Here is a 23,180-nt window from a genome sequence, read left to right on the forward strand (position 1 = left end):
AAATTAAATCAAGAGCCTTCTTTCAAGCTTTGCTTGTCAGAAGGACTTCTCGTCCTTTCTGGTGCTTCGTGTTTCTTTCACGTTGTTTAATTTACAAGGTACACGCTCCGTTCAGCCGATCGGCTGACGTGCTATTTATTTTAGCACTTCCGGATTCGTTTGTCAAGAACTTTTTTCAAGTTTTTTCAGAGCTTTTTAGCTCCAATCCCTTGATTTCAGTCCTTTTTAAACTCGTTCAGGCCTCTCGGCTCGAACTCGTTTATTTTATCACGCACACTCGCGATTGTCAAGCACTTTTTTCTAATCTTTTTCGTGAGGCCGTCCGGCGTTCCGCTCGGTTTCTCCCGTTTTTGATCAGATTTTCATGCCCTCTCGCAAGGCGCTCAGATAGGATACCACTCTAACCCCCACTTGTCAACATCTTTTTTCATTTTCCGCCGTCTTTTTTCTCAGACGTCAGATTCTGGACCGCGTCGGCCAGTTCCTCATAGGAAAACAGGGCGTTCAGAACCTCCAGCATGGCATTGGGCGACAGATGTTTGGGCAGCTTCAACTGCTCCATCAGCATCTGTCTACGGTCAGCCGCTCCCATACCGCCAGACAGTCCCAGCACCATCAGGTCTGCCTTGGTGATCGGCCGCCCCTGCCGTACCGGCGGAGCATTTTCATCCAGGAAGGTGGCTCCTGCCCGGCGGAGCGCCTGCTCCAGGATCTGAGGACGCATACCCTCCACACCCAGCTTACCCTCTTTCCCCGGAGTACGCTTCCGCCGTTCCTTCCCCAGGATATCGGGCACATAGGCGTGCTTTACCTGTTCCGGCGGAATGCTTCCCTTGAGGAAATTGCGGATGACAAAGCCCGCTCCGTCCGGATCGGTAAGGATAATGAGGCCCCGCTCCGCCGCCAGACGGCGGAACAGGGCCAGTTTTTCACTGTTTTTAAAGACGCCAAAACCGGCAGTCTCTACAATAATGGTATCTACCATCTGAGAGAGGGTATTTTTATCGTACCGCCCCTCCACTACAATTGCCTCTTTGATCCGCAGCATACTCAGCTCCAGTGCAAGCAGGCGTAGCCGGCGTACCAGCCGTCACCCAGGTTCTCGGTGTAGAGCACGCCAGGGCGGGCAGTGCCGTGCCAGGGCTGATGATAGACGTCCAGCCGGTCCAGAGGCTGATTGGACAGCCAGACCCGGGCCTGCCCATTGTACAGGCACACCGTCAGAGCACCCTCCTCCAACCGGACGGACTCCACCTCCAGCCCCTCCATGGGCTCTCCGCTGAGCGCATTGGTGGCCAGCTCATCGTTCTCCGCCGCCTTGCGCAGAGCCTGCAGCTCATCCCGCCGCACAGCCAGCATCCGCAGCAGCTGCTCCCGGATGGTTTCCACCTGATTCTTTCTGCGACTGGCAGTCAGATACCAGCCCACCGCACCGGCGGTTGCCGCCACAGCCATTCCAACGATCGTACGCTTTTTCATTGCCATCAGGCTCCTTTCTTCACGGCCAGCTCCATCAGCAGGCCAGTCAACAGTTCTTCTCCATCGGCTCCGGTGGACTTCATCGCCAGATCGGTCTCACCGCAGCGGATCACCGCTTTGCGGCACCAGGCCAGCGAAAACCGGCGAGCCGACTGCATGAGCCGCTCCGCCGGATAGGCGGAACGCATGCCCCACAGCTCCATCAGATAGCGGCTGCCCTTCCGATTTTCAATGGCCAGCCGGGCCGTATAAAGCTGCCGCAGCTGCTTGCCCAGAACGGCCAGCAGCTTGATGGGGGCCTCCTGCATGTGGTACAGATCCCCCAGCACGGAGGCCGCCTTGTCAAAGTCGCCGGAGGAAATGGCGTCCGTCATCTGGAACACCACCGCGTCCAGCTGCGGAGTGGCCACCGCGTCAATGTCTTCCCGGGTCACCCGACGGTGGGATGCATAGGCCCCGATCTTCCCAATCTCCGAGATCAGGGTATTCATTAAATCTCCGCACAGGAAGATCAGGTATTTGGCGTCCTCACTGCCGATGTCGTGATCCATGGCCCTGAAGCGGCGGGCGATCCAGTCCACCAGGTCCCCCTGCTCCTGCCGGTTGAAGGGGACCACGCTGCCCTTCTCTTTGATCACACCTGCCAGTTTGGTACGGGCATCCGACTTATATTCAATGAGGTCATAGACAAAGACCAGGCAAACATAGTCCGGCAGATCCTTCAGCAGAGCGGTCAGTCCGTCCTTGTCTCCTTTAAACAGATCGTAGTCATTGACCACGATGAGGGTGCGCTGGCTCATCATGGGCAGACAGTCCACCGTCTGGGACAAGGTCTTCAGATCAAACTCTTTGCCGTTGATGGTATGGTAGTTGAAGGCCTCCATCCCCGGCGGCAGCAGCTTTTTCTTCATCTCACCCAGATAGTAGTCCCGCAGGTAGGCCTCCTCTCCGTGGAAGATGTAGAGGCTGCCCAGCGTGCCGCTTTTCAGATCCTGTTTTAGTTTCTGATAGGCGGCGGTATCCGGTTTTCCCTTTGGCGGCATGATATCTTCTCCTTATTCGGCAGTAATGGTAACGGTCCCCGACCAGTCGGTGCGGTAAATATCGCACCCGTACCGAGCTAACCGGCCTAGAGTCTCCTCCGCCGGGTGACCGTAGGTATTATATCCAACAGAAATGACAGCCAACTCCGGCTGGATGGCCTGGAGCAGCTCCTCCGAAGCAGCATATCGGGAGCCGTGGTGGCCCACCACCAGCAGCTCCGTGTCCGGTAGATTACCGTACTTGACCAGCCTGCCCTCCACGGTGGTATCCATATCTCCTGTCACCAGGAAATCAAAGTCCCCGGCGCTGCCCAGCACCGACAGCCCTTCCTCGTTGCTGTCGCCGCTGCCCAGAGGGGGATAGATGGTCAGCTCCACCTCTCCCAACTGAGCCGTGGCGCCGTCGGTGACCAGCAAGGTCTCCACACCGGCAGCCTGAGCCGCCTTCTGGATCTCCGCCCGCAGGGCGCTGTCCGGCTCCACGTCCGGCAGAACCAGCAGACCTACATCCATCCGCTCCAGCAGTTGGGGAATCCCGGCGGCATGATCGTCATGGTAGTGGGTCAGGATCACCAGATCGATGTGGCTCAGGCCCATGGACTGAAAGTGATCCGCAGCCGTATTCCCGGCATCGTAACCGCCGCAGTCGATGAGGGCAGTCTGTCCCTTGGAGTAGAGCGCCACGCTGAGCCCCTGCCCCACATCCAGCACCGAGACGGTAAGGCTTCCGCCGGTCAGGGCAGCGGTCTGGAGGATCAGGGCCCCACACAAAGTAGAGGTGCTGAGGCAAACCGGTACCACTACCCTTCCTTTTGGTCCCCGCCACAGCACCCACAGAGCGATGAGTCCATAGGTCAGCGCCATGCACAGGATGAGATAGATAGAGTGGACAGACACCGACGCAAAGGGCAGGCCAGCCAGAGCGGCACTCACCCATTGCAGGTACCATACAGGCAGCGCCGCCACCCAGGCCAGAAGCCCGGCCAAGGCAGGCAGAAATACACCCAGCACCGCGACCGCCAGACCGCCCAGGAAGGCCAGCGATACCGCCCACAGCGCCAGCAGATTGGCAAGGGGTGATATAAGGGAGATGCTGTCAAAATAGAGGGTCATCAGGGGCGTGGTGAATACAATGGCGCCCAGAGTGGTGGCCACACTGTCGATCACCACCCGAGCCGTCCGGCAGCCCAGCTTGATCCAGAAGCTCTTGGGCTTGCGGGGCAGCTTCCGCCCCCACTTCTCACACAGTGGGCCAGTAAAGAGGAAAATACCCGCCACAGCGGCAAAGGACAGCTGAAGGGATACGCTGGCCGCGGCATATGGGTTAACCACCAACAGCACCATCAGCACCGTACTGAGGGCGGTGGGCGGATCGTTCTCCCGGTCGGCCAGAGGCGCAATGAGCAGCATGGCCTGCATAAAGGCAGCCCGCTGCACCGATGGTGTATTACCCGCCACGGCAGCGAAAAAGAAGAGCAGGCAGATGCCCACCACCGCCGACAGCCGTCTCCGGCGGCCCAGCAGCGTGGTAATCAGTCCCGCCAGGAAGGAGACATGAAGGCCGGAGACGGCGATCACATGGGCCAGCCCCGACCGCCGGAGGGCACTGTAGACCCCATCCGGCAGTTGGGTTTTGTCTCCGGTAATAAGGGCAGTAACCAAGGGCGCGGCGCTGTCCCGAAAGGCCCGGGCAACACTGTCCTTTAAAACTCTGCTCACCATGGCGGGCCAGTATTTCACAGGCACCCGTTCCGGCCGCTCCACGGTCCACTCCTCACAGCTGCCCATGAGAAGAATCCCTTTGGCGTAATAGTAGTCGGTCTCCTCCCCCGCCATGGTGTCCGCCATACGGAAGGAGGCCGTTATCGTCAGCCGGTCGCCGGGACGGAGGTCGTCCGCCCCTTCCCCACTGAGATAAAGCAGTGTTTTGACCGTGCCGCCCTTCTCTGTCCAAATCTCTGCCAACACGGAAGTGCTGTAGTGGTTCTCCTGAGGCCAGTCAGCCACCACAGCCTCCACCTGGGTCTCTGTGTCTGCCAGCTGGAGGGCAGGGGCTCGCACGATTCCGCTGTATGCCCCTGTCCAGCACAGTCCGGCCGCCAGGCCGAAGCAGACCAACAGCATCCGCAGGCGGGCCTTTCCCCGCAGCAGCAGCCCGGTCAGGGCCGCTAGGGCGCAAACGGCCCCGGCCGGCACCAGAATTTGCTCCGGCAGCAGATAGACTGCCAGAAAAACCGCCAGGGAAAAGGCGGCGGCAAACCAGGCCAGCTTACGCATAGGGCATCCCAGCCAGGCAGCGGATGGACGGAACATACATGGTCATCACCTTTTTTATGATACCAAACTGAGCCATACAGCGCAAGACAGGACTCCATGCACGGCCGCAAAAAATAGAGAACAGCCCCCGCCCATCCGGGCAGGGGCTGTGGTTTGGTTGAAGTCTTATTTCTTCCGCAGGAAGGAAAACTTGGTCTCGGAGCAGATCACGCCCAGGAAGATGAGGCCAAAGCCCACCAGCATCAGAGCGGTAGGCTGCTCGCTGGCAAAGATCATGGAGAAGAGCACGCCGAAGGGGGCTTCCAGAGAGAGCAGCACAGCGGCGGTGGAGGGGGCGGTATATTTTTGGCCGATATTCTGGAAAAGCAGGGCGCCGCAGGAGGCGAAAACCACCAGATAGGCCAGACCGAAGATCAGATCTCCGGTAAATACCTCAGGGGAAACCGTGGTCTGGGTCACCAGCACGCCGATCCAGGAGAAAATAGCAAAGCTGGCAAACTGGAGGGTGGTCAGGATAAAGATATCCCGCCCCTCGGAGAACTTGGACACCGCCACGATGTGGGCGGCAAAGAAGAAACCACCGATGAGGGTGAGCACGTCGCCCATGTTGAAAGCGGAGGCGTTCTTGCCGGTGGCCGACACCAGGCCGATGCCGATGATACACAGCAGGGCGGCAATGACGTTGAACTTGTCCGGCCGGCGCTTGGCCACGATCCAGTACAGGAAGGGCACGATGACGCAGTAGACCGCGGTGAGGAAGGCGTTCTTGCCGGGGGTGGTCTGCTCCAGGCCGTAGGTCTGGAATGCGTAGGCCACAAACAGGCAGAAGCCCATTACGGTGCCGCCGATGAGATAGTGGCGGTCCAGTACCTTCCACCGTTTGATGAAGACGATGGCCAGCACCAGGGCCGCGAAGCTGAACCGGATGGCCAGCAGCCAGAAGGTTGGCAGCACATCCACGCTGTTCTTCATCACCACGAAGGAGCTGCCCCAGATGATGGTGGCGAGGATGATCAGCGGGGTCGCGAACTTGGCCAGGACACTGTTTTCTTTGGTTTGGCTCATGGTTGTACCTCTCCTTTACCTATGGTAAAATGTGATTTGATCCCGACAAAGGGGGGTATCCTTATGAAAAAGCTGGAACGGCAATTCTTTGACCGGGACACCCTGGAGGTGGCCCGGGACCTGCTGGGAAAATATCTGGTGCGCATGTGGCAGGGGCAGGCGCTGGTGGGGCGCATCACCGAGACTGAGGCCTACATCGGCCGGTGCGACAAGGCCTGTCACGCCTACGGCTACCGGCGTACCGCCCGGACCGAGACGCTGTTTGCCCCGCCGGGCACCGCCTATATCTACCTGATCTACGGGATGTACCACTGTCTCAACTTCGTCACCGAGGCGGAAGGGGAACCTGCCGCCGTGCTGCTGCGGGGCTTGGAGCCGGTGGATGGGTTGGTCCCCATGAGCCTCAACCGGTTCGGCAAGACGCCCGGGGAGCTTACCCCCTATCAAAAGAAACATTTTCTGGACGGCCCCGGCAAGGTGTGCAAGGCGCTGGCCCTCACCCGCGCCCAGAACGGGCTGGACCTGTGCGGGGAGGAGCTCTTCCTCTGTGACGGCGGCGAAGCGCCGCCAACCTTCCACACCGGTCCCCGGGTGGGCATTGACTACGCCCAGGAGGCCGTCCACTTCCCCTGGAGGTTTTATGTATGATTCTGTTTGACTTTGACGGTACCCTGGTGGACTCCAACGGCGTGTGGGAGGTGGTGGACAACACCTTTCTGGCCCGCCGGGGTCTGACGCCCACTCAGGAGTACAGCGAGACGGTGGGGCACTCCATCTTCCCCCTGGCCGCCCAGTTCACCATTGATTACTACCATCTGGACATGGAGCCCCAGGCCATCATGGACGAGTGGACCCAGCTGGGCCGGGAGGCCTATCTGTCCCAGGTCCCCGCCAAGCCGGGAGCACTGGCTTTTCTGGAGCAGTGCCGGCAGCAGAGGCAGACCATGGTCCTGCTCACCGCCTGCGTGCCCGAGTTCTGCCGGGCCGCCCTGAAGCGGCTGCACATGGAGGAATACTTCTCCAAGCTCATCTTCGTCCAGGAGCTGGGTATGCTGAAAAAGGACCCGGCCACCTTCGCCCACGTGCTGAAGGAGCTGGGGGCCACTCCTGAGGAAAGCACCCTGTACGAGGACTCCCCCGGCGCCTGCGCCGCCGCCAAGGAGGCGGGACTCACCGTGGTAGGGGTGTACGACCCCTTCTACGCCCGGTTCGAGGACGAATTAAAGGGACTGTGCCACCAATACATTTACAGTTTTACGGAATTGCTCCAGCCATAGCATCTCTCCGGGCCGCCTTTCGGCGGCCCGGTTTTCTTATACCTTGGTCATATACTGGGAGGCCGATTTCAGCATCAGCTTCTTGGTGCCCACGCTGTCGAAGGCGATCTCCACCAGGGCGTCGCCCCCCATGGGGGTCACCTTGGTGATGAGGCCCTGACCGAAGGCCTTGTGACGCACCATGTCGCCCATGCGGAATCCTCCGCCGGCGGGGGCAGCCTGTCCCTCAGCCGAGGGGGCAGAGGCCGCCGGGGCGGAATGGCCCAGAGAGAAGCCGGGGTCGAAGAGGCGGCGCACCGGGGCGGTCTTGCGGGCGGGCCGCTCTCCCTCACCCCGCTCGCCATAGGGCAGACGGCCGGACTTCTCCACCAGCTCCGGCGGGATCTCGCCCAGGAAGCGGGAGGGGCGGTTGGAGTTGGTGCGGCCGAAGAGCATGCGCTGGGAGGCGCAGGTCATATACAGCTTCTCCTTGGCACGGGTCATGGCCACATAGCACAGGCGGCGCTCCTCCTCCATCTCCTCCGGCTCGCCGATGGCCCGGATGCCGGGGAAGATGCCCTCTTCCACGCCCACCACAAAGACCACCGGGAACTCCAGGCCCTTGGCGGAGTGCATGGTCATCATCACCGCGCAGTCCTCGCTGGGGTCGTGGCTGTCAATGTCGGTGTACAGGGCAATCTCATCCAGGAAGCCGGACAGGGAGGTCTCCTCCACTGCGTTGTCCAGATAGTTCTGGATGGAGGTGGCCAGCTCCTTTACGTTCTCCAGGCGGGTGCGGTCCTCTACCGTCTTCTTCTGCTCCAGCATAACGGCGTAGCCGGTACGGGCCACTACCTCTTCATAAAACTCGGGCAGCGGCAGCTCCCGGGACAGCTTGCGCAGATCGTCCATCAGTTCGGTGAACTGGCCCAGCTTGGGAGCCGCCTTCTGCAGCTCCGGCCAGTCCCTGGCGTGGCTGATCACGTCCCACAGGGAGCGACCCTCCGCCTGAGCGATGCTCTGGGCCCGGTCCACGGTGGTGGCGCCGATGCCCCGGGGCGGGTTGTTGATAATGCGGGAGAGGCGCAGATCGTCGCCAGGATTGTTCACGGCGCTCAGATAGGCCAGCATGTCCTTGACCTCAGCGCGGTCAAAGAAGCGGATGCCGCCGATGATGCGGTAGGGGATGCCGTTGCGCTTGAAGGCTTGCTCAATCTGGTTGGACTGGGCGTTCATGCGGTAGAGCACCGCGTGGTCCTTCCAGCTGCGCCCGGCGGAATAGCCCGCCAGGATCTGGGCCGCCACATACTGGGCCTCGTCGTGCTCGTTCATGGCGGTGTAGCACTGGACCTTGTCCCCCTCCTCGTGCTGGGTCCACAGTTCCTTGCCCTTGCGGCCCTCGTTGTTCTTGATGACCGCGTTGGAAGCCTCCAGAATGTTCTTGGTGGAGCGATAGTTCTGCTCCAGCCGGATCACCCGGGCCCCCTTGTACTGGTTTTCAAAGGAGAGGATGTTCTCGATGGTGGCGCCCCGGAAGCGGTAGATGGACTGATCGTCGTCACCCACCACACAGATGTTCTCATAGCCCCCCGCCAGGGTGGCGGCCAGCTGATACTGCAGGTTGTTGGTGTCCTGATACTCGTCGATGAGGACGTAGCGGAACTTCTTCTGGTAGTAGGTCCGCACCTCCTCAAACTGCTGAAGCAGGCGCACGGTGTCCAGAATGATGTCGTCGAAGTCCAGGGCGTTGGCCTCCTTCAGCCGCCGCTCGTACTCCACATAGATCTTGGCGATCTTCACCAGGCGGAAGTCTCCCGCCTTCTCGCACTGGGCCAGATAGTCCGCCCCCGACTGCATGGCGTCCTTGGCCCGGGACAGGTAGCCCAGCACCGTGCGGGCGGAGAAGGTCTTGTCGTCCAGATTAAAGTCCTTCACAATGTCCTTAATGACCCGCTCGGAGTCGGCGGTGTCATAGATGGTGAAGGAGCTGGTGAAACCCAGCCGGTCGATGTCCCGCCGCAGGATGCGTACGCAGGCGGAGTGGAAGGTGGAGGCCCACACGTCATTGGCGGCGGGGCCCAGCATCCGCTCCAGCCGCTCCTTCAGCTCGCCGGCGGCCTTGTTGGTAAACGTGATAGCCAGAATGGACCAGGGCACCGCCGGGTCCAGGCGGCACAGCCGCTCCTGCTCACTCTTTTTCTCCGGGTCGGGGTTGGCCACGTAGTTTTCCAGGAAGGCCAGATCCTCCGGCGTGACCCAGGCGGGCACCTCGTCGGAATCCGCCCCCCGGCCGTACTTCATCAGGTTGGCAATGCGGTGGATGAGCACCGTGGTCTTTCCGCTGCCCGCGCCCGCCAGCAGCAGCAGGGGGCCTTCAGTGGCCAGGGCGGCCTTCCGCTGCTCCGGATTCAGATTGCCGAACTCCAGCTCAATGGCGGCCCGCCGGGCTTTACAAAAGCGCAGTTCCTCTTGGGTGTTCAACATAGGTTCTCATTTCTCCCTTGGCAATGGGAGAGCCGCCCACAGGTGGACGGCTCCCTTTCTGGTATCCTTATTGTATCGAAAAGCGGCGGCAAGGTCAACCACCGGGAGGGGATTCTTTTTGCCCCTCCTGTGCTCTTTAAAGTGCTACAACTTCATAGTGCAAAAGCCGCCGGGATGTGCTATAATGTGCCACGCATGCAGATGTGAGAGGAGTGAGCGCCATGCGCCGTTTTGTTTTTCGCTCCCCCAGACTGGTCTTTCTTGCCGCTGATCCCGCCCTGGCCGACGCGGCAGCCGCCTTTTATCGCCGCAACCGGGAGGCCTTCGCCCCCTTTGACCCCATCCAGCCGGAGGAGTTCTTTACCACGGAGGGACAGGAGGAACGGCTCACCTGGGATCTGGAGCAGGCCGAAGCGGGCCGCAGCTTCCGTTTCCTGCTGGTCCAGCCCCGGCACCCCGGCAAAATCATCGGACTGGCAGGCCTTAACGAGATCATCGGCGGCGCCTTCCACTCCTGCTTTATCTCCTATAAAATCGACCATACCCTGTGGGGCAGGGGCTACGGCTCCGAGGCTATCGATGCCCTGACCCAGTGGGGCTTCCGCAACCTGGGGCTCCACCGGGTGGAGGCCAATATCATGCCCCGCAACCTGGCCTCCCGCCGGGCGGCGGCCAAGGCCGGTTTTGAGGAGGAGGGACTGGCCAGGCGCTACCTGAAGATCAACGGCGTCTGGGAGGATCATCTGCACATGGTGCGCAGAAACGACGAGGAGGATCTCTGAATGGAACACAACAAATCCGGCGGTAAATTTACCAGCTCGCTGGGCTTCGTGCTGGCGGCGGTAGGCTCCGCCGTAGGTATGGGCAACATCTGGCTCTTCCCCTACCGAGTGGGACAGTACGGCGGCGGCGCCTTTCTGATTCCCTATTTTATTTTCGTGGCCCTGTTCAGCTACGTGGGTCTGTCCGGCGAGTTCGCCCTGGGCCGGCTCACCGGCACCGGCGCCATGGGCTCCCTGGACTACGTGCTCAAGTCCCGGGGCAAGAAGGGCGGCAAGCTGTTGGGCATCATCCCCCTGCTGGGCGTGCTGGGCATCGCCATCGGCTACTCCGTAGTGGTGGGCTGGGTGCTACGCTACACCGCCGGCTCCATCACCGGCTCCATCCTGGCCGGCGACTCCCAGAGCTTCTTTGACGCTCTGGCCGTGAACTTCGGCTCCATCCCCTGGCATCTGGCAGCGGTGGCCCTGACGGTGGTCATCCTGATCTTCGGCGTGGCCGCCGGCATCGAGAAGCTGAGCAAATTCATGATGCCCGCCTTCTTTATTCTGTTTCTCATCATCGCCGTCCGGGTGGCTTTCCTGCCCGGCGCGGTGGAGGGCTACCTCTACCTGCTCCAACCCGACTGGAGCTACCTGCTCAAGCCGGAGACCTGGGTCATGGCCATGGGGCAGGCCTTCTTCTCCCTGTCCATCAACGGCGCGGGCATGCTGATCTACGGCAGCTATATGAAGAAGAGCGAGAGCATCCTGCGCCACGCGGGCACCACCGCTCTGCTGGACACGCTGGCCGCTCTGCTAGCGGGCTTCGCCATCATCCCCGCCGTCTTTGCCTTCGGCATCGACCCCACCAGCGGCCCGTCCCTCATGTTCGTCACTCTTCCCCAGGTGTTCCAGCAGATGCCCGGCGGACAGATTTTCGCCTTCCTGTTTTTCCTGTCGGTGTTCTTCGCGGGCATCACCTCCCTGATGAACATGCTGGAGGCCTGCGGCGAGGCCCTCAGCTCCACCGTCAAGTTGTCCCGCCGCACCGCCACCCTGATCATGGGCGTGGTGGCCTTTGTGCCCGGCCTGTTCCTGGAGTCCCTGGCCGGTATGGGCAGCTGGATGGATCTCATCACCATCTATGTGTCCCCCTTCGGCGCCCTGCTGGTGGCTGTTTGCATCTACTTTGTTCTGCGCATGGACACCATCAAGGACGAGCTGGCTCTGGGCGGCAACGGCCGGCCCGGCAAGTTCTTCACCGTCACCGCCCGGTTCTATGTACTGGTGGCGGCGGCCGTTTGGGTGCTGGGCATCTACTACGGCGGCATCGGCTGATTTTCCTGCAAAAGGCAGGTCCGGTTCTTTCCCGGACCTGCCTTTTTATGTGCCGCTGAGCCAGTGCTGGAATTCCTCCCACAGCTCGATGGCCTTGAATTTGACCACATAGCCCTGGTCCTCTCCGGTAATGAGAGACACCTGATCCTGAGAAAAGCCGCCGCTGAGGGCCGTCTGGGCGGCGGTCTCACTAACCGAGCCCAGACACAGGGGCGGGAACACCACGCACCACCAGTTCTGACCGCCTCCCTCGCCGATGACCACCCGCAGGGCGGTGTAGTTGCCGGCGGGCAGGGCAAAGTCTGTGTACTCCTTGGTGGGAAACCAGTAGTTGTCCTCCAGCGAAACCGTCACCGGATACCGGTACCCCTCCTCCGCCACCTGGTCGGCGGCGGCAGCGGCCAGGTCGGCCAGATGGTCTGTCAGGGTCTCCCTGGTCTCCTCCAGGGTGGCACCCGGCACGAAATACTCCGAGGCCTCCCCCAGCACCCGGTCCCGCACCTTCAGCTTCAGGGCCTGGTCGGTCTCCGAGTCTGAGTTGGCCAGTACATGCAGCCGGATCACCTGGTCGGAGAGGGCCGCCTGACTTCGGTCCAGCCACACCCCGGCCAGGGCGGCAATGGCCACCCCCAGCAGGAGGGCCAGCTCCCACCGGCGCAGGGTCTTGCTCTGTGTCATAAAAAATCACCGTCCACAATGGTTTGGCTCCATTGTGGACGGTGTTTGGTTCTTTTATACCTGCTCCAGCAGATTTCCCATGCTCTCCGCCAGGAAGGTCTCCGGATACTGCTCCTTCAGCGCCGTCCAGGCACCCTGGGCCGCTTCCCGCTGGATGAACAGGCCGAATACCGTGGGGCCGGTGCCGCTCATGGAGGCCCCCAGTGCTCCATGTTGGATCATCACGTTCTTGATGGCGTCGATCTCCTGAGCCCGGCGGGCCGGGAGGGCATCCTCAAAGACGTTGTACATCCGCCGGGCCACGCCGGGCAGATCGCCGCTCTCCAGGGCGGCCAGCAGGCCGGCGGTGTCGGGCCGCCGGCGGATGCGGCAGCCGTCCAGGCTGCGGAACAGCTCCGGTGTGGACACCGAAAAGGCGGGCTTGCACAGCACCACCAGGCAGTCGGGCAGAGGGGGCAGGTCAGTGAGGATCTCCCCCCGCCCCTCCGCCAGGGCGGTGCCGCCCCGGACGCAGTAGGGCACGTCGGAACCCACCAGGGCCCCGATCTCCTCCAGCCGCTCCCCGGGCAGTCCCAGGTCCAGCAGCTTGTTCAGCCCCCGGAGTACGGCAGCAGCGTCGGCACTGCCCCCCGCCAGCCCGGCGCACACCGGGATGGTCTTCTCCAGGTCGATGGACAGCCCGCCGGCGTCCACTCCCGTGGCCTCGCACAGCCGCAGGGCGGCGGCGGCAGCCAGGTTGCTCTCGTTGGCTGGCAAAAAGCCCAGATTGCTCCCCATATGCAGGGGCTGTCCGGTGCCGATCTCCAGACGGATGGCGTCGGTCAGGTTCACGGTCTGCATCACCATGCGCATGTCATGGTAGCCGTCAGGCCGCTTTCCCAGCACATCCAGGGACAGATTCAGTTTGGCATAGGCCTTGACCTCCAGGACCGCCATGGGACCCCTCCTTATCGGATCTTGCGTGCCTCCAGGTAGAAGCGCTTGTCATGGGCCTCGCCCATGGAGAAGGTCTTGCGGGGCAGCGCGCCGTCGTGGATCACCGTGGGGAAGAGCTGGTCCTTCCCCATGGCAGGCAGCAGGAAGGCCAGATTCCCCGGCCGGGCTGCCAGCGCGCGGGCCACGTCCGCCCCGTGGATGTAGTCGATGCGTCCGCCGTGCTCCTTCACATAGGCGTCCAGGAAGGGCTGGAGGGTACCCACCTCCAGCTGGGCGGTGGGATGGGGCACCGTCACGGCTCCCTGCCCGTCGGCGGAAAGGTAGCGCAGGACATGGCCGTCCCCCTCGCCCCGGAAGGCGTCGGGGAAGGCCCTCAGCAGAGCCTCCACTACCTGCTCCGGCTCCACGCCGAAGAGCACCCGGTGGATGGCCTCAAACTCCATGGCCGGGTCGTGGAGGTTCACCAGTTCGCACAGGGCAAAGCGGGCGGGCAGGCTGTCCCAGTGCTCCTTGGGGGTCAGCTTCTTCTGCCGCTCGTAGCACTCCTTGGCGGTGGCCAGGGAGTGGTTGCCGTCGCCCACGGCGAAGGCCATCACGTTGTCCGAGCCGTATTTGGCGCGGAAGGCATCAGGCTGGGCCAGGGCGGACAGGGCGTCGGCCACCAGGGCCATGCTCTCCTCGTCCAGCAGCCAGCCGGCAATGTGTCCGCCCCGCTCCATCAGATCAAAGTCATAGACCTTCTGCATCTTGTCCTTGCGGGCAGCCAGAGGCTCGATCACCGTCTTGCCGGGATCGTCGGCCAGCAGCATCACGTGGGGCAGCTCCAGGGGGGCGTTCTTGCGCACCGCCACCCGGGGCGGGATGCGGGACATGACCGTCCCCTCGGTGGCACGCACAGCGGCGCCGGAGCCCGGCTCATAGTCATACTGCTCCAGATCCACCATGCCCACCAGGCCCCGGCGCACCTTCAGGTTGTCCAGCCGTCGCTCCACATAGATGAGGGCGTTGGGGTACTCCTCAAAGCGCTCCTCCCGCAGGTAGCGGGTCATGGTGTTGTTCACATCCATGATGTCGGTCTCCACATTGGGGCCGTCCAGGCAGCTCTCCGGCAGGATGAGCCGCAGAGATGAGGGGGCGGAGCCCACATACTCCTCCACCCGCTGCCAGTAATCCGGCTGGGAGGTATACTGATCGCAGGCTACCACCGACCACTTGCGGTATTCGCAGTCCCGGGGCAGCAGGATATCCGCCGGTCGAAAGGCCAGATCGTCAAATTGCCGCAGCATATCGCTCACTCTTTTCAGGCATGAAGTTGGGGATGCGCTTAGTCCATCGCCTTGCGGATGGCGGCCAGCAGGTCGCCGAACTCCTCATAGGCGGGCAGTTCCGGGTGGTCGGCCTTGATCTGGGCGGTGCTCTTAAACAGGAAGCCCGCCTTGCTGGCCTGGATCATGCCCAGGTCGTTGAAGCTGTCCCCGGCGGCAATGGTGTCATAGCCGATGGACTGAAGGGCCTTTACCGTGGTCAGCTTGGACTGGGGGCAGCGCATCTTGAAACCGGTGATGGTTCCGTCGTCGGCCACCTCCAGGGTGTTGCAGAACAGGGTGGGCCAGCCCAGCTTCTTCATCAGGGGCTGGGCAAACTGCTCAAAGGTATCGCTGAGGATGATCACCTGGCTGAAAGAGCGCAGCTCGTCCAGAAATTCCTTGGCCCCGGGCAGGGGATCGATGCCCGCGATGGTCTGCTGGATCTCCTTCAGGCCCAGGCCGTGCTCCTTCAGGATGCCCAGGCGGAAATTCATCAGCTTGTTGTAATCAGGCTCATCCCGGGTGGTGCGCTTCAGCTCCGGGATGCCGGTGGCTTCTGCAAAGGCGATCCAGATCTCAGGGACCAGGACGCCCTCCATGTCCAGACAGGTGATGTACATATCCTCTCCTCCTTAGTCTTCCTGAGCTCTGCCCTGCTTCTTGCGCAGGTTGGTCAGGAAGTTATCCATACGGGTGAGTGCCTCGGCAATATCCTTCATGGAGGTGGCGTAGCAGCAGCGGACGAAGCCCTCGCCGCCGGGGCCGAAGGCGGAACCGGCAATGACGGCCACCTTCTCCTCCATCAGGAAGCGCTCGCAGAACTCGTCGGAGCTCAGGCCGGTGCCCCGGATGTCGGGGAACACATAGAAGGCGCCTCTGGGCTCAAAGCAGGGCAGGCCGATGCGGCGCAGGCCCTCCACCAGGTAGCGGCGGCGGCCGTCGTACTCGTCCCGCATGTGCTCGATGTCCTTGTCGCCGTTGCGCATGGCCTCGATGGCGGCGTACTGGCTGACGGTGGGGGCGGACATGATGCCGAACTGGTGCAGCTTGAGCATCTGCTTGATGATGGGGGCGGGCCCGCAGACGTAGCCCATACGCCAGCCGGTCATGGCATGGCTCTTAGAGAAGCCGTTGACCACCACGGTGCGCTCATACATGTCGGGCAGATTGGCCATGGACACGTGGTGCTGTCCGTAGGTCAGCTCGGCGTAGATCTCGTCGGAGAGCACCATGATGTTGGTACCCCGCAGCACCTCGGCAATGGCCTCCAGGTCCTCCCGGCCCATGATGCCGCCGGTGGGGTTGGAGGGGAAGGGCAGCACCAGCACCTTGGTGCGGGGGGTGATGGCGGCCTTCAGCTGCTCGGGGGTGAGGCGGAACTCGTTCTCCGCCTTCAGCTCCACATAGACGGGGGTGCCGCCGGCCATGGAGGCCAGGGGCCCGTAGCACACGAAGGACGGCACGGGGATGATGACCTCGTCGCCGGGGTTGAGCAGGCAGCGCAGGGTCAGGTCGATGGCCTCACTGCCGCCCACGGTGACCACGATCTGGCTGGCGAAATCATAGTGCAGATCAAAGCGGCGGGCCAGATAGGCGGCGATCTCACGCCGCAGCTCCGCCATACCGGCGTTGCCGGTGTACTTGGTGAAGCCCTTCTCCAGGGAGTAGATGCCGGCGTCCCGGATGTGCCAGGGGGTAACGAAGTCGGGCTCGCCGATGCCCAGGGAGATGGCGTCCTTCATCTCCTCCAGAATGTCAAAAAAGCGCCGGATGCCGGAGGGCTTTACATCCACGATGCGCTTACACAGTATCTCGTCGTAGTTCATGAGAAAATCCACTCCTTCGGCTGCTTCTCCTGCTTTTCAAAGATCAGGTGCTTTTCCTTATATTTATGCAGGATAAAATGGGTCGCGGTGCCGGTCACGTCCTCCAGAGTGGACAGGCGCTCACCCACGAACTGGGCCACTTCCTTCAGAGTACGGCCAGAGATGATGACGGTCAGGTCAAAGGCGCCGCTCATCAGGTAGACGCTCTCCACCTCGTCATACTGGTAGATCCGCTCGGCCACCCGGTCAAAGCCCTCGCCCCGCTGGGGGGTCACCTTGACCTCGATGAGGGCGGTGACCGCCTCACGGTCGGTGCGGTCCCAGTCTACGATAGCCTTGTAGCCCAGAATGATCTTCTCATCCTCATAGCGCTTAATGGCAGCCTTGACTTCTTCCACGGTCATATCTGCCATGGAGGCCAGCTGCTCCGGAGTCAGGGTACAATCTTGTTCCAAAAGCTGGAGCAATTTCATAGCTGTGCTCCCTCCTTTATAGATTCAGCAATTCACACAGGTCTGTAAAAAAGGCCTATTATAAAGTATTATATACTTGCAGGTTCCGAAATACAAGAGTGGATACATATTCTTCCCCTCCCTGCCGTCTTCAGAAACTTGAAAGAGTTTTGCCGGGATTTCGACAGCCCGGCGAAAGGAAAAGGAAAAACAGTGTGCGCCCTGTTCTGATACCATTGGGTCATCAGAACAAGGCGCTTTGCCTTTTGGGAGGATTTTGGTATGAAAACAATTCTGGTTCTTTTCGGCGGACGCTCCACGGAATACGGCGTCTCCCTGCAATCGGCCCACGCGGTCCTGTCCAACCTGGACCGGTCCCGCTACCGCCCCCTGATGGTGGGCATCACCCGGGAGGGCCGCTGGCTCCACTACTCCGGTCCTCTGGACCGGCTGGAGGATGATACCTGGCATCAGGAGCACTGCGTCAGCTGCGCTCTGTCCCCGGACTTCGGTACGCCCCAGCTTCTGCTGCTGGACGGCTCCAACCGGCGGCTGGACTTTGACGCCGCCTTCCCGGTGCTCCACGGCAAAAATGGGGAGGACGGCACGGTCCAGGGCCTGCTGGAGCTGACCGGCGCCCCTCTCATCGGCTGCGGCTGTCTGTCCAGCGCCCTGTGCATGGACAAGGACCGGGCCCACAAGCTGGCCCAGCTGGCCGGTGTTTCCGTCCCCCGCAGCGCACTCTTCCGCCAGGGCGCGCCCCTGAGCGCCATCGAGGAGGCCGCCGCCGGGCTGGGCTACCCCCTCTTTGTCAAGCCGGTGCGGGCAGGCTCCTCCTTCGGCGTCACCCGGGTCACCGCCCCGGAGCAGTTGGCCAATGCAGTGGCCGACGCCTTTGCCAATGACCGGGAGCTGCTGCTGGAGGAGGCCATCGACGGTTTTGAGGTGGGCTGCGCGGTTCTGGGGGATGAAGTCCTCACCGTAGGTCTGGTGGACGAGATCGAGCTGACCCAGGGCTTTTTCGACTTTGAGGAAAAATATACCCTGAAAACCTCAGCCATCCATTGCCCCGCCCGCATCACACCGGAGCAGGCCGCCCGCATCCAGGAGACCGCCCGCACCATCTACCGGGCCCTGGACTGCCGGGTCTTTGCCCGGGTGGACCTGTTCCTTACCCCCGAAGGCAAGGTGGTATTCAACGAGGTCAACACCATCCCCGGCTTCACCTCCCACAGCCGCTACCCCAATATGATGAAGGGCATCGGCCTGGATTTTCCCACCCTGCTCACCCGGATCATTGAGACGGGGGTGGGGGCATGAGGACGGTTACCCTCCACCCCGACCAGATCTACACCGGTCCCCTGATCCTGGTCAACGCCCGGCACCCCCTCCGTGATCCGGTCCAGCCCTACCTGGTCCCCCCGGACTCCCGCTATCCTCAGATCACCATGGAGCGGCAGGCCGCCCGTCTACTGTCCGCCGCCCTCCAGGCGGCTGACCCTGACGGCGCCATCGTGCCGGTCTCCGGCTGGCGCAGTCAGGCCCAGCAGCAGGCCATCTGGGATGATACCCTAAAGACCGAGGGAGAGGTATTTACCCGGCAGTATGTGGCCCTTCCCGGATGCAGCGAGCACCAGACCGGCCTGGCCATGGATCTGGCCCTCGCCGCCCCCGAGATCGACTTCATCCGCCCCCACTTTCCCCAGGACGGCGTATGCGGCCTCTTCCGGCAGCTGGCCGCCCGGTACGGCTTTGTCCAGCGCTACCGGCGGCACAAGGAACCCCTTACCGGTATCGCCGAGGAGCCCTGGCATTTCCGCTATGTGGGGGTGCCCCACGCCCGCCTGATGGAGGAAAATGACCTCTGTCTGGAGGAGTATCGGGATTTTGTCCGGGGAAATCGTCCGGTGTGCCGCCTGGAAAACGGGCAGACCGCCCAGGTCACCTATCTGCTCTGCCCCCAGGAGCCCTGGGATATCCCCCTGCCTGATGGCCGCTGCCAGATCTCCGGCGACAATGTAGCAGGCTTTTTCCTGACCGTCTGGAGGGATATACCGTGAAGACCTGCCTGCGCGGGCCGGTGCTGGACCGCTTCCGCCTGATCGCCGCCCTTCTTGTAGTGTGCATCCACACCTCGCCCCTGGATTCGATCTCGCCTCTGGGGGATTTTGTGCTCACCCGCATCTTCTGCCGGGTGGCCGTTCCCTTCTTTCTCATGATCAGCGGCCACTTTCTGGCGGCAGGCCAGTGGCGCTCCCTGGGCCGCTTCTGGCGCAAAACCCTGCTGCTCTATGGCCTGGCCATCCTGCTCTACCTGCCTCTGAACTGGTACACCGGCAGTCCCTCGGGCTGGGGATGGATCAAAGCCCTGCTCACCGACGGCACTTTTTACCACCTGTGGTACTTCCCCGCCCTGCTGCTGGGGGTACTCCTGGCCCGCCTGCTGGCCCGGCTGGGTATGCCCGCCGCCCTGACCCTGGCCGGTGTGCTCTATCTGATCGGCCTGGGAGGAGACAGCTATTACGGACTGACCGCTCAGGTCCCCGCCTTGGCGCAGTGCTACGACGGCCTGTTTGTCCTCAGCTCCTACACTCGAAACGGCCTGTTTTTCGTCCCCCTCTTTGTGCTGCTGGGGGTGGTGGATATGCGTCTGAGCCGCCGGACCGCCGTGGTTGGCTTCCTGCTCTCCCTGGCCGCCATGACGGCGGAGGGGCTGCTGCTCCACACTCTGGGTACTCAACGCCACGACAGCATGTACCTGACCCTGCCCTTCTGCATCCTCTTCCTCTTTAGCCTTTTGCAGTCGGCCAATCAAGGCCGGGACCTGCGGGCCCGGCAGCTCTCCCTGCTGATCTACCTGCTCCACCCCTGGTCCATCGTGGCAGTGCGGGGCGAAGCGGAGCTGCTCCATCTGGAGAGCCTGCTGATCCATAACAGCGTGGGCCATTTTTGCGCCGTGGTTGTGGTCACCCTCTGCGCCGCACTGGTGCTGGACCGGCTGCGCCCCCTGCGCCCATCTCCCACCGCCCGTGCCTGGCGGGAGGTGGATCGAAACGCCCTGATCCACAACGCCCAGGTGCTGAGGCAGGCTCTGCCCCCCGGCTGCTCGTTGATGGCGGTGGTGAAAGCGGAAGCCTACGGCCACGGTGGAGCCAGCACCGCCCGCATCCTACGGCGGGCCGGGGTGGGCGCCTTTGCGGTGGCCTGCCTTGCAGAGGGGATCGCCCTGCGCCGCCACGGGGTGAGCGGTACCATCCTGATTTTGGGCTATACCCCGCCGGAGGAGGCGCCCCTGCTCCGCCGCTGGCGGCTGACCCAGACGGTGGCAGACGAGGCCCACGGCCTGGCCCTGGCTGCCCAGGGAGTACCGGTGCGGGTCCACCTGGCACTGGACACCGGCATGCACCGTCTGGGCATCCCCGCCGAGGATCACGAAGCCATCGCCCGGCTGTACGCCCTGCCCATCCTCCGCATCGGTGGTGTGTTCTCCCACCTGTGTGTCTCCGACAGTCCCGCCCCGGCGGACATTGCCTTCACCCAGGGGCAACTGGACCGCTTCTATGCCGCCGTCGGCTGGATGAAGGAGCAGGGCTACGACCCCGGTGCCATCCACATCCAGGCCAGCTACGGCCTCTGGAATCTGCCGCCCCAGCCCTGCCGCTATGTCCGGGCGGGCATTGCCCTCTACGGCGTGTCCAGTGATCAAAACCCCGTTCTCCACCCCCTGGATCTCCGTCCCGCCCTTTCTCTACGGGCCAAGGTGGCCTCGGTGCGCACCATCCCCGCCGGCCAGGGAGCAGGCTATGGTCTGGCTTTTCGCGCAGAGCAAGACACCCGCCTGGCAGTAGTCACCATCGGCTATGCCGACGGGCTGCCCCGGTCCCTCTCCCAGCAGGGCGGCCGGGTCATCATCCGGGGCGTGTCCTGTCCCATGGTAGGCCGGATGTGCATGGACCAGCTGCTGGTGGACGTCACCCACCTGCCCCAGGCCGTTCCCGGTGATATGGTCACCCTCATCGGTACCGACGGGGAGGCCGTCCTGAAGGCAGAGGAAGTAGCCGTCCAGAGCGGCACCATCGCCAATGAGCTGCTCTCCCGGCTGGGCTCCCGATTACCTGTTGTTCGAACATAAAACGCACGCCGCAGAGCTCTGCGGCGTGCGTTTTTTCTTTAAACATTTTCCGTTGTCTTTCCCTTGCGTTTGATCTTAAACTCAGACAAGAACAGGCCGCCCAGGGTCAGCAGAGCGCCCACACCGGTGGCCCAGGTCAGGGGCTCGTGGAGGATGAGCACCGAGGCCACCACGGTGATGACAGGCACCATGTAGATGTACACGCTGGTCTTCACCGGCCCCAGCATCTTCACCGCAAAATTCCAGGTCACAAAGCAGAGAGCGCATGCCCCCAGCCCCAGGAACAGGAAGTTGCCCAGATACACCGGATTGGCAAAGCGCTCTGGGGCCCACTGCAGGTCAAAGAAGAAAAGGGCGGGCACCATAAAGAGGATGCCATACAGGAAGATGCGCCGGGTGACCAGCACCGTGGGGTAGCCGTAGCCGCCGATCTTCTGCATCAGGATGGAGTAGAACGCCCAGATGATGGAGGCCAGCAGGGCCAGTAGATCGCCCACCGGGCTGATGTGGACCTCCGCCCCGCCGGTGCTGATCAGGAAGATACCAGCCATAGCCAGCACGAAGCCCAGGAAGAAGTTGACCCGCAGCTTCTCCTGCCCCTTAAACACGATATGGGATAGAAGAGCAATAAAGAAGGGAGCCACCGAGACGATTACGCTGACATTGGAGGCCAACGTCTGGGTTAATGCAATATTTTCCAGCAGGTAGTAGAGACACACGCCGCACAGGCCCGCCGCCGCGAAGGTCAGCTCCTGTTTGCCTGTCGTCCCCTTCAGCCGCCGGGGATATACCACACAGAGCGCCAGCAGACCCATGACAAACCGGTAGAACAAAATCTCCACCGGCTCAAAATCCACCAGCAGCACCTTGGTTGAAATAAAGGTCGTACCCCAGATCACGATGGTGAGCAGCGCCGCCAGATGCCCTGCGCTCTCCTTCCGTTCCATCTTGTCCGCCTCCCATCTCTTCTTTTTCTCTCTCATTTTACCGTAAAAAAGAGGCAGGCTAATAGCTTACCTCTCCCCGCCCTTCCTTTGCTCCACACCACGCATCGGAACGGCTTTGTGGATATGATAGTACATCACACCCGATTCCGTCAAATAGAAATTGCATGCCCGAGCCTACACATACAGACAGACCGGGCGGATCCATCCGAATCCGCCCGGTCTGTCTCTTTTTATGCTTTCTTACAGGTCCAGAGTCGCCGCCACCTGCTTCAGGGTCTCAGCCGAGCGCTGGAGCTGCTCCCGCTCCTCCTCATCCAGTACGATGGGCACGTGGGTCTCCACGCCCTCCAGGCCCACGATGGCGGGCATGCTCAGGGCAATGCCCTCAATGCCGTACTCGCCGTGCATCATGGTGGACACCGGCAGGATGGACTTCTCATTGCGGACGATGACCTCACAGATCCGCTTCACCGACATGGCGATACCGTAGTAGGTGGCGTGCTTCTTGGCAATGATCTCGTAGGCGCTGGTCTTCACCTGCTCGGCGATCTTCTTCATGGAGGCCACATGGTCGTAGTGGCCCCGCATCTCGCAGAAGTCGTTGAGAGGGATGCCCGACACGTTGGAGCTGCTCCACACGGCGATCTCGCTGTCGCCGTGCTCGCCGATGATGAAGGCGTGGACACTTCGGCTGTCCACACTCAAGTGCTGCCCCAGCTGATACTTGAGGCGGGCGGTATCCAGCACGGTACCCGAGCCGATAACCCGGTTCTCCGGCAGGCCACTGAGCTTGAGGGCGGCGTAGGTCAGGATATCCACCGGGTTGGACACGATGAGCAGGATCCCCTGAAAATTGCGCTTGGCAATCTCCGGGATAATGCTCTTGAAAATATCCACATTCTTGTGGACCAGGTCCAGCCGGGTCTCGTTGGGCTTCTGGTTGGCGCCCGCCGTCACAATGACCACGGCGGCGTCCGCTACATCGTCATAGGTACCGGCGTAGACCTTCATGGCCCCGGCAAAGGGAATGCCGTGGGCGATATCCTTGGCCTCGCCGTCGGCCTTGTCAAAATTCACGTCCAGCAGCACCAGCTCGGAAAAGAGATGGCTCTGCATCAGGGCAAACGCGGTAGTCGAGCCTACAAAGCCGCAGCCTACCACCACTGCCTTACGGGGATTGATGATGGGAGTCGTCATAA

Annotated in this window: 21 protein-coding genes; 7 read left to right on the top strand and 14 right to left on the bottom strand. The window is 62.1% G+C overall.

Annotation, left to right across the window (positions count from 1 at the left end; translation table 11 throughout):
- Positions 1 to 427: 427 nt before the first annotated feature.
- The 5 genes from J9789_RS06425 to J9789_RS06445 all read right to left on the bottom strand — a co-directional run bounded on the left by J9789_RS06425 (position 428) and on the right by J9789_RS06445 (position 5,864).
- Positions 428 to 1,048: a DUF4093 domain-containing protein gene (locus J9789_RS06425; protein ID WP_209343775.1), complete on the bottom strand. Its 621-nt coding sequence runs from the start codon at positions 1,046 to 1,048 to the stop codon at positions 428 to 430.
- Between the two features lie 2 nt (positions 1,049 to 1,050).
- The gene (locus tag J9789_RS06430) at positions 1,051 to 1,479 is read right to left on the bottom strand and encodes a toxin-antitoxin system antitoxin subunit (RefSeq protein WP_209343777.1); all 429 of its coding nucleotides are present in this window, start codon (positions 1,477 to 1,479) and stop codon (positions 1,051 to 1,053) included.
- 5 nt (positions 1,480 to 1,484) lie between these two features.
- Positions 1,485 to 2,522 carry a DNA polymerase III subunit delta gene (gene holA / locus J9789_RS06435; RefSeq protein ID WP_209343779.1) on the bottom strand — a complete coding sequence of 346 codons (1,038 nt, stop codon included), beginning with the start codon at positions 2,520 to 2,522 and terminating at the stop codon, positions 1,485 to 1,487.
- A 12-nt stretch (positions 2,523 to 2,534) separates the two neighbouring features.
- On the bottom strand, positions 2,535 to 4,799 hold the full coding sequence (locus tag J9789_RS06440; RefSeq protein WP_209343781.1) for a DNA internalization-related competence protein ComEC/Rec2: 2,265 nt from the start codon (positions 4,797 to 4,799) through the stop codon (positions 2,535 to 2,537).
- Positions 4,800 to 4,964: 165 nt separating this feature from the next.
- Positions 4,965 to 5,864: a DMT family transporter gene (locus tag J9789_RS06445; protein WP_209343783.1), complete on the bottom strand. Its 900-nt coding sequence runs from the start codon at positions 5,862 to 5,864 to the stop codon at positions 4,965 to 4,967.
- A 63-nt stretch (positions 5,865 to 5,927) separates the two neighbouring features.
- On the opposite strand from J9789_RS06445, the gene J9789_RS06450 reads away from it, so the two are divergent.
- Positions 5,928 to 6,512 carry a DNA-3-methyladenine glycosylase gene (locus J9789_RS06450; protein ID WP_209343785.1) on the top strand — a complete coding sequence of 195 codons (585 nt, stop codon included), beginning with the start codon at positions 5,928 to 5,930 and terminating at the stop codon, positions 6,510 to 6,512.
- Positions 6,509 to 7,141: an HAD family phosphatase gene (locus J9789_RS06455; protein WP_209343787.1), complete on the top strand. Its 633-nt coding sequence runs from the start codon at positions 6,509 to 6,511 to the stop codon at positions 7,139 to 7,141. The genes J9789_RS06450 and J9789_RS06455 overlap by 4 nt, the downstream gene beginning before the upstream one ends.
- 36 nt (positions 7,142 to 7,177) lie before the next feature.
- On the opposite strand, the gene J9789_RS06460 is transcribed toward J9789_RS06455, so the two are convergent.
- The gene (locus J9789_RS06460) at positions 7,178 to 9,604 is read right to left on the bottom strand and encodes a UvrD-helicase domain-containing protein (protein ID WP_209343789.1); all 2,427 of its coding nucleotides are present in this window, start codon (positions 9,602 to 9,604) and stop codon (positions 7,178 to 7,180) included.
- A gap of 221 nt (positions 9,605 to 9,825) precedes the next feature.
- Between J9789_RS06460 and J9789_RS06465 the strand changes: the two genes are divergently transcribed.
- Together J9789_RS06465 and J9789_RS06470 are read left to right on the top strand one after the other, a co-directional pair.
- Complete coding sequence (locus tag J9789_RS06465) at positions 9,826 to 10,386, top strand: GNAT family N-acetyltransferase (RefSeq protein WP_209343791.1); 561 nt, start codon at positions 9,826 to 9,828, stop codon at positions 10,384 to 10,386.
- Positions 10,387 to 11,703: a sodium-dependent transporter gene (locus tag J9789_RS06470; RefSeq protein ID WP_209343795.1), complete on the top strand. Its 1,317-nt coding sequence runs from the start codon at positions 10,387 to 10,389 to the stop codon at positions 11,701 to 11,703.
- A 45-nt stretch (positions 11,704 to 11,748) separates the two neighbouring features.
- Here the strand turns inward: J9789_RS06470 and spoIIR are convergent, their stop codons facing one another.
- From spoIIR to J9789_RS06500, 6 genes are read right to left on the bottom strand one after another with little or no spacing between them, the layout of a single operon-like run.
- Complete coding sequence (gene spoIIR / locus J9789_RS06475; protein ID WP_209343797.1) at positions 11,749 to 12,381, bottom strand: stage II sporulation protein R; 633 nt, start codon at positions 12,379 to 12,381, stop codon at positions 11,749 to 11,751.
- A gap of 54 nt (positions 12,382 to 12,435) precedes the next feature.
- The gene (ispE, locus tag J9789_RS06480) at positions 12,436 to 13,317 is read right to left on the bottom strand and encodes a 4-(cytidine 5'-diphospho)-2-C-methyl-D-erythritol kinase (RefSeq protein ID WP_209343799.1); all 882 of its coding nucleotides are present in this window, start codon (positions 13,315 to 13,317) and stop codon (positions 12,436 to 12,438) included.
- An 11-nt stretch (positions 13,318 to 13,328) separates the two neighbouring features.
- On the bottom strand, positions 13,329 to 14,603 hold the full coding sequence (locus J9789_RS06485; RefSeq protein WP_209343801.1) for a DUF1015 domain-containing protein: 1,275 nt from the start codon (positions 14,601 to 14,603) through the stop codon (positions 13,329 to 13,331).
- A 38-nt stretch (positions 14,604 to 14,641) separates the two neighbouring features.
- The gene (gene thrH / locus J9789_RS06490) at positions 14,642 to 15,244 is read right to left on the bottom strand and encodes a bifunctional phosphoserine phosphatase/homoserine phosphotransferase ThrH (RefSeq protein ID WP_209343803.1); all 603 of its coding nucleotides are present in this window, start codon (positions 15,242 to 15,244) and stop codon (positions 14,642 to 14,644) included.
- A gap of 12 nt (positions 15,245 to 15,256) precedes the next feature.
- On the bottom strand, positions 15,257 to 16,450 hold the full coding sequence (locus tag J9789_RS06495; protein ID WP_209343805.1) for an aminotransferase class I/II-fold pyridoxal phosphate-dependent enzyme: 1,194 nt from the start codon (positions 16,448 to 16,450) through the stop codon (positions 15,257 to 15,259).
- Positions 16,447 to 16,923, bottom strand: a complete 477-nt coding sequence (locus J9789_RS06500) for an Lrp/AsnC family transcriptional regulator (protein ID WP_209343807.1) — start codon at positions 16,921 to 16,923, stop codon at positions 16,447 to 16,449. The genes J9789_RS06495 and J9789_RS06500 overlap by 4 nt, the downstream gene beginning before the upstream one ends.
- Positions 16,924 to 17,184: 261 nt before the next feature.
- On the opposite strand from J9789_RS06500, the gene vanG reads away from it, so the two are divergent.
- The 3 genes from vanG to vanT are packed head-to-tail and all read left to right on the top strand — an operon-like array spanning position 17,185 to position 21,034.
- Entirely contained in the window at positions 17,185 to 18,222 is a 1,038-nt protein-coding gene (vanG, locus tag J9789_RS06505; RefSeq protein ID WP_209343809.1) for a D-alanine--D-serine ligase VanG, read from the top strand.
- Positions 18,219 to 18,962 carry a M15 family metallopeptidase gene (locus J9789_RS06510; protein ID WP_209343811.1) on the top strand — a complete coding sequence of 248 codons (744 nt, stop codon included), beginning with the start codon at positions 18,219 to 18,221 and terminating at the stop codon, positions 18,960 to 18,962. The genes vanG and J9789_RS06510 overlap by 4 nt, the downstream gene beginning before the upstream one ends.
- Complete coding sequence (gene vanT / locus J9789_RS06515; protein WP_209343813.1) at positions 18,959 to 21,034, top strand: serine racemase VanT catalytic subunit; 2,076 nt, start codon at positions 18,959 to 18,961, stop codon at positions 21,032 to 21,034. The genes J9789_RS06510 and vanT overlap by 4 nt, the downstream gene beginning before the upstream one ends.
- A 38-nt stretch (positions 21,035 to 21,072) precedes the next feature.
- On the opposite strand, the gene J9789_RS06520 is transcribed toward vanT, so the two are convergent.
- Positions 21,073 to 21,981 carry a DMT family transporter gene (locus J9789_RS06520; RefSeq protein WP_209343815.1) on the bottom strand — a complete coding sequence of 303 codons (909 nt, stop codon included), beginning with the start codon at positions 21,979 to 21,981 and terminating at the stop codon, positions 21,073 to 21,075.
- 240 nt (positions 21,982 to 22,221) lie between these two features.
- Positions 22,222 to 23,178 (bottom strand): L-lactate dehydrogenase, encoded by a 957-nt coding sequence (locus J9789_RS06525; protein ID WP_209343816.1) that lies wholly within the window; start codon positions 23,176 to 23,178, stop codon positions 22,222 to 22,224.
- Positions 23,179 to 23,180 lie beyond the last annotated feature (2 nt).

The sequence above is a fragment of the Flavonifractor sp. AGMB03687 genome (genome assembly GCF_017811815.1).
Taxonomy (GTDB): domain Bacteria; phylum Bacillota; class Clostridia; order Oscillospirales; family Oscillospiraceae; genus Flavonifractor.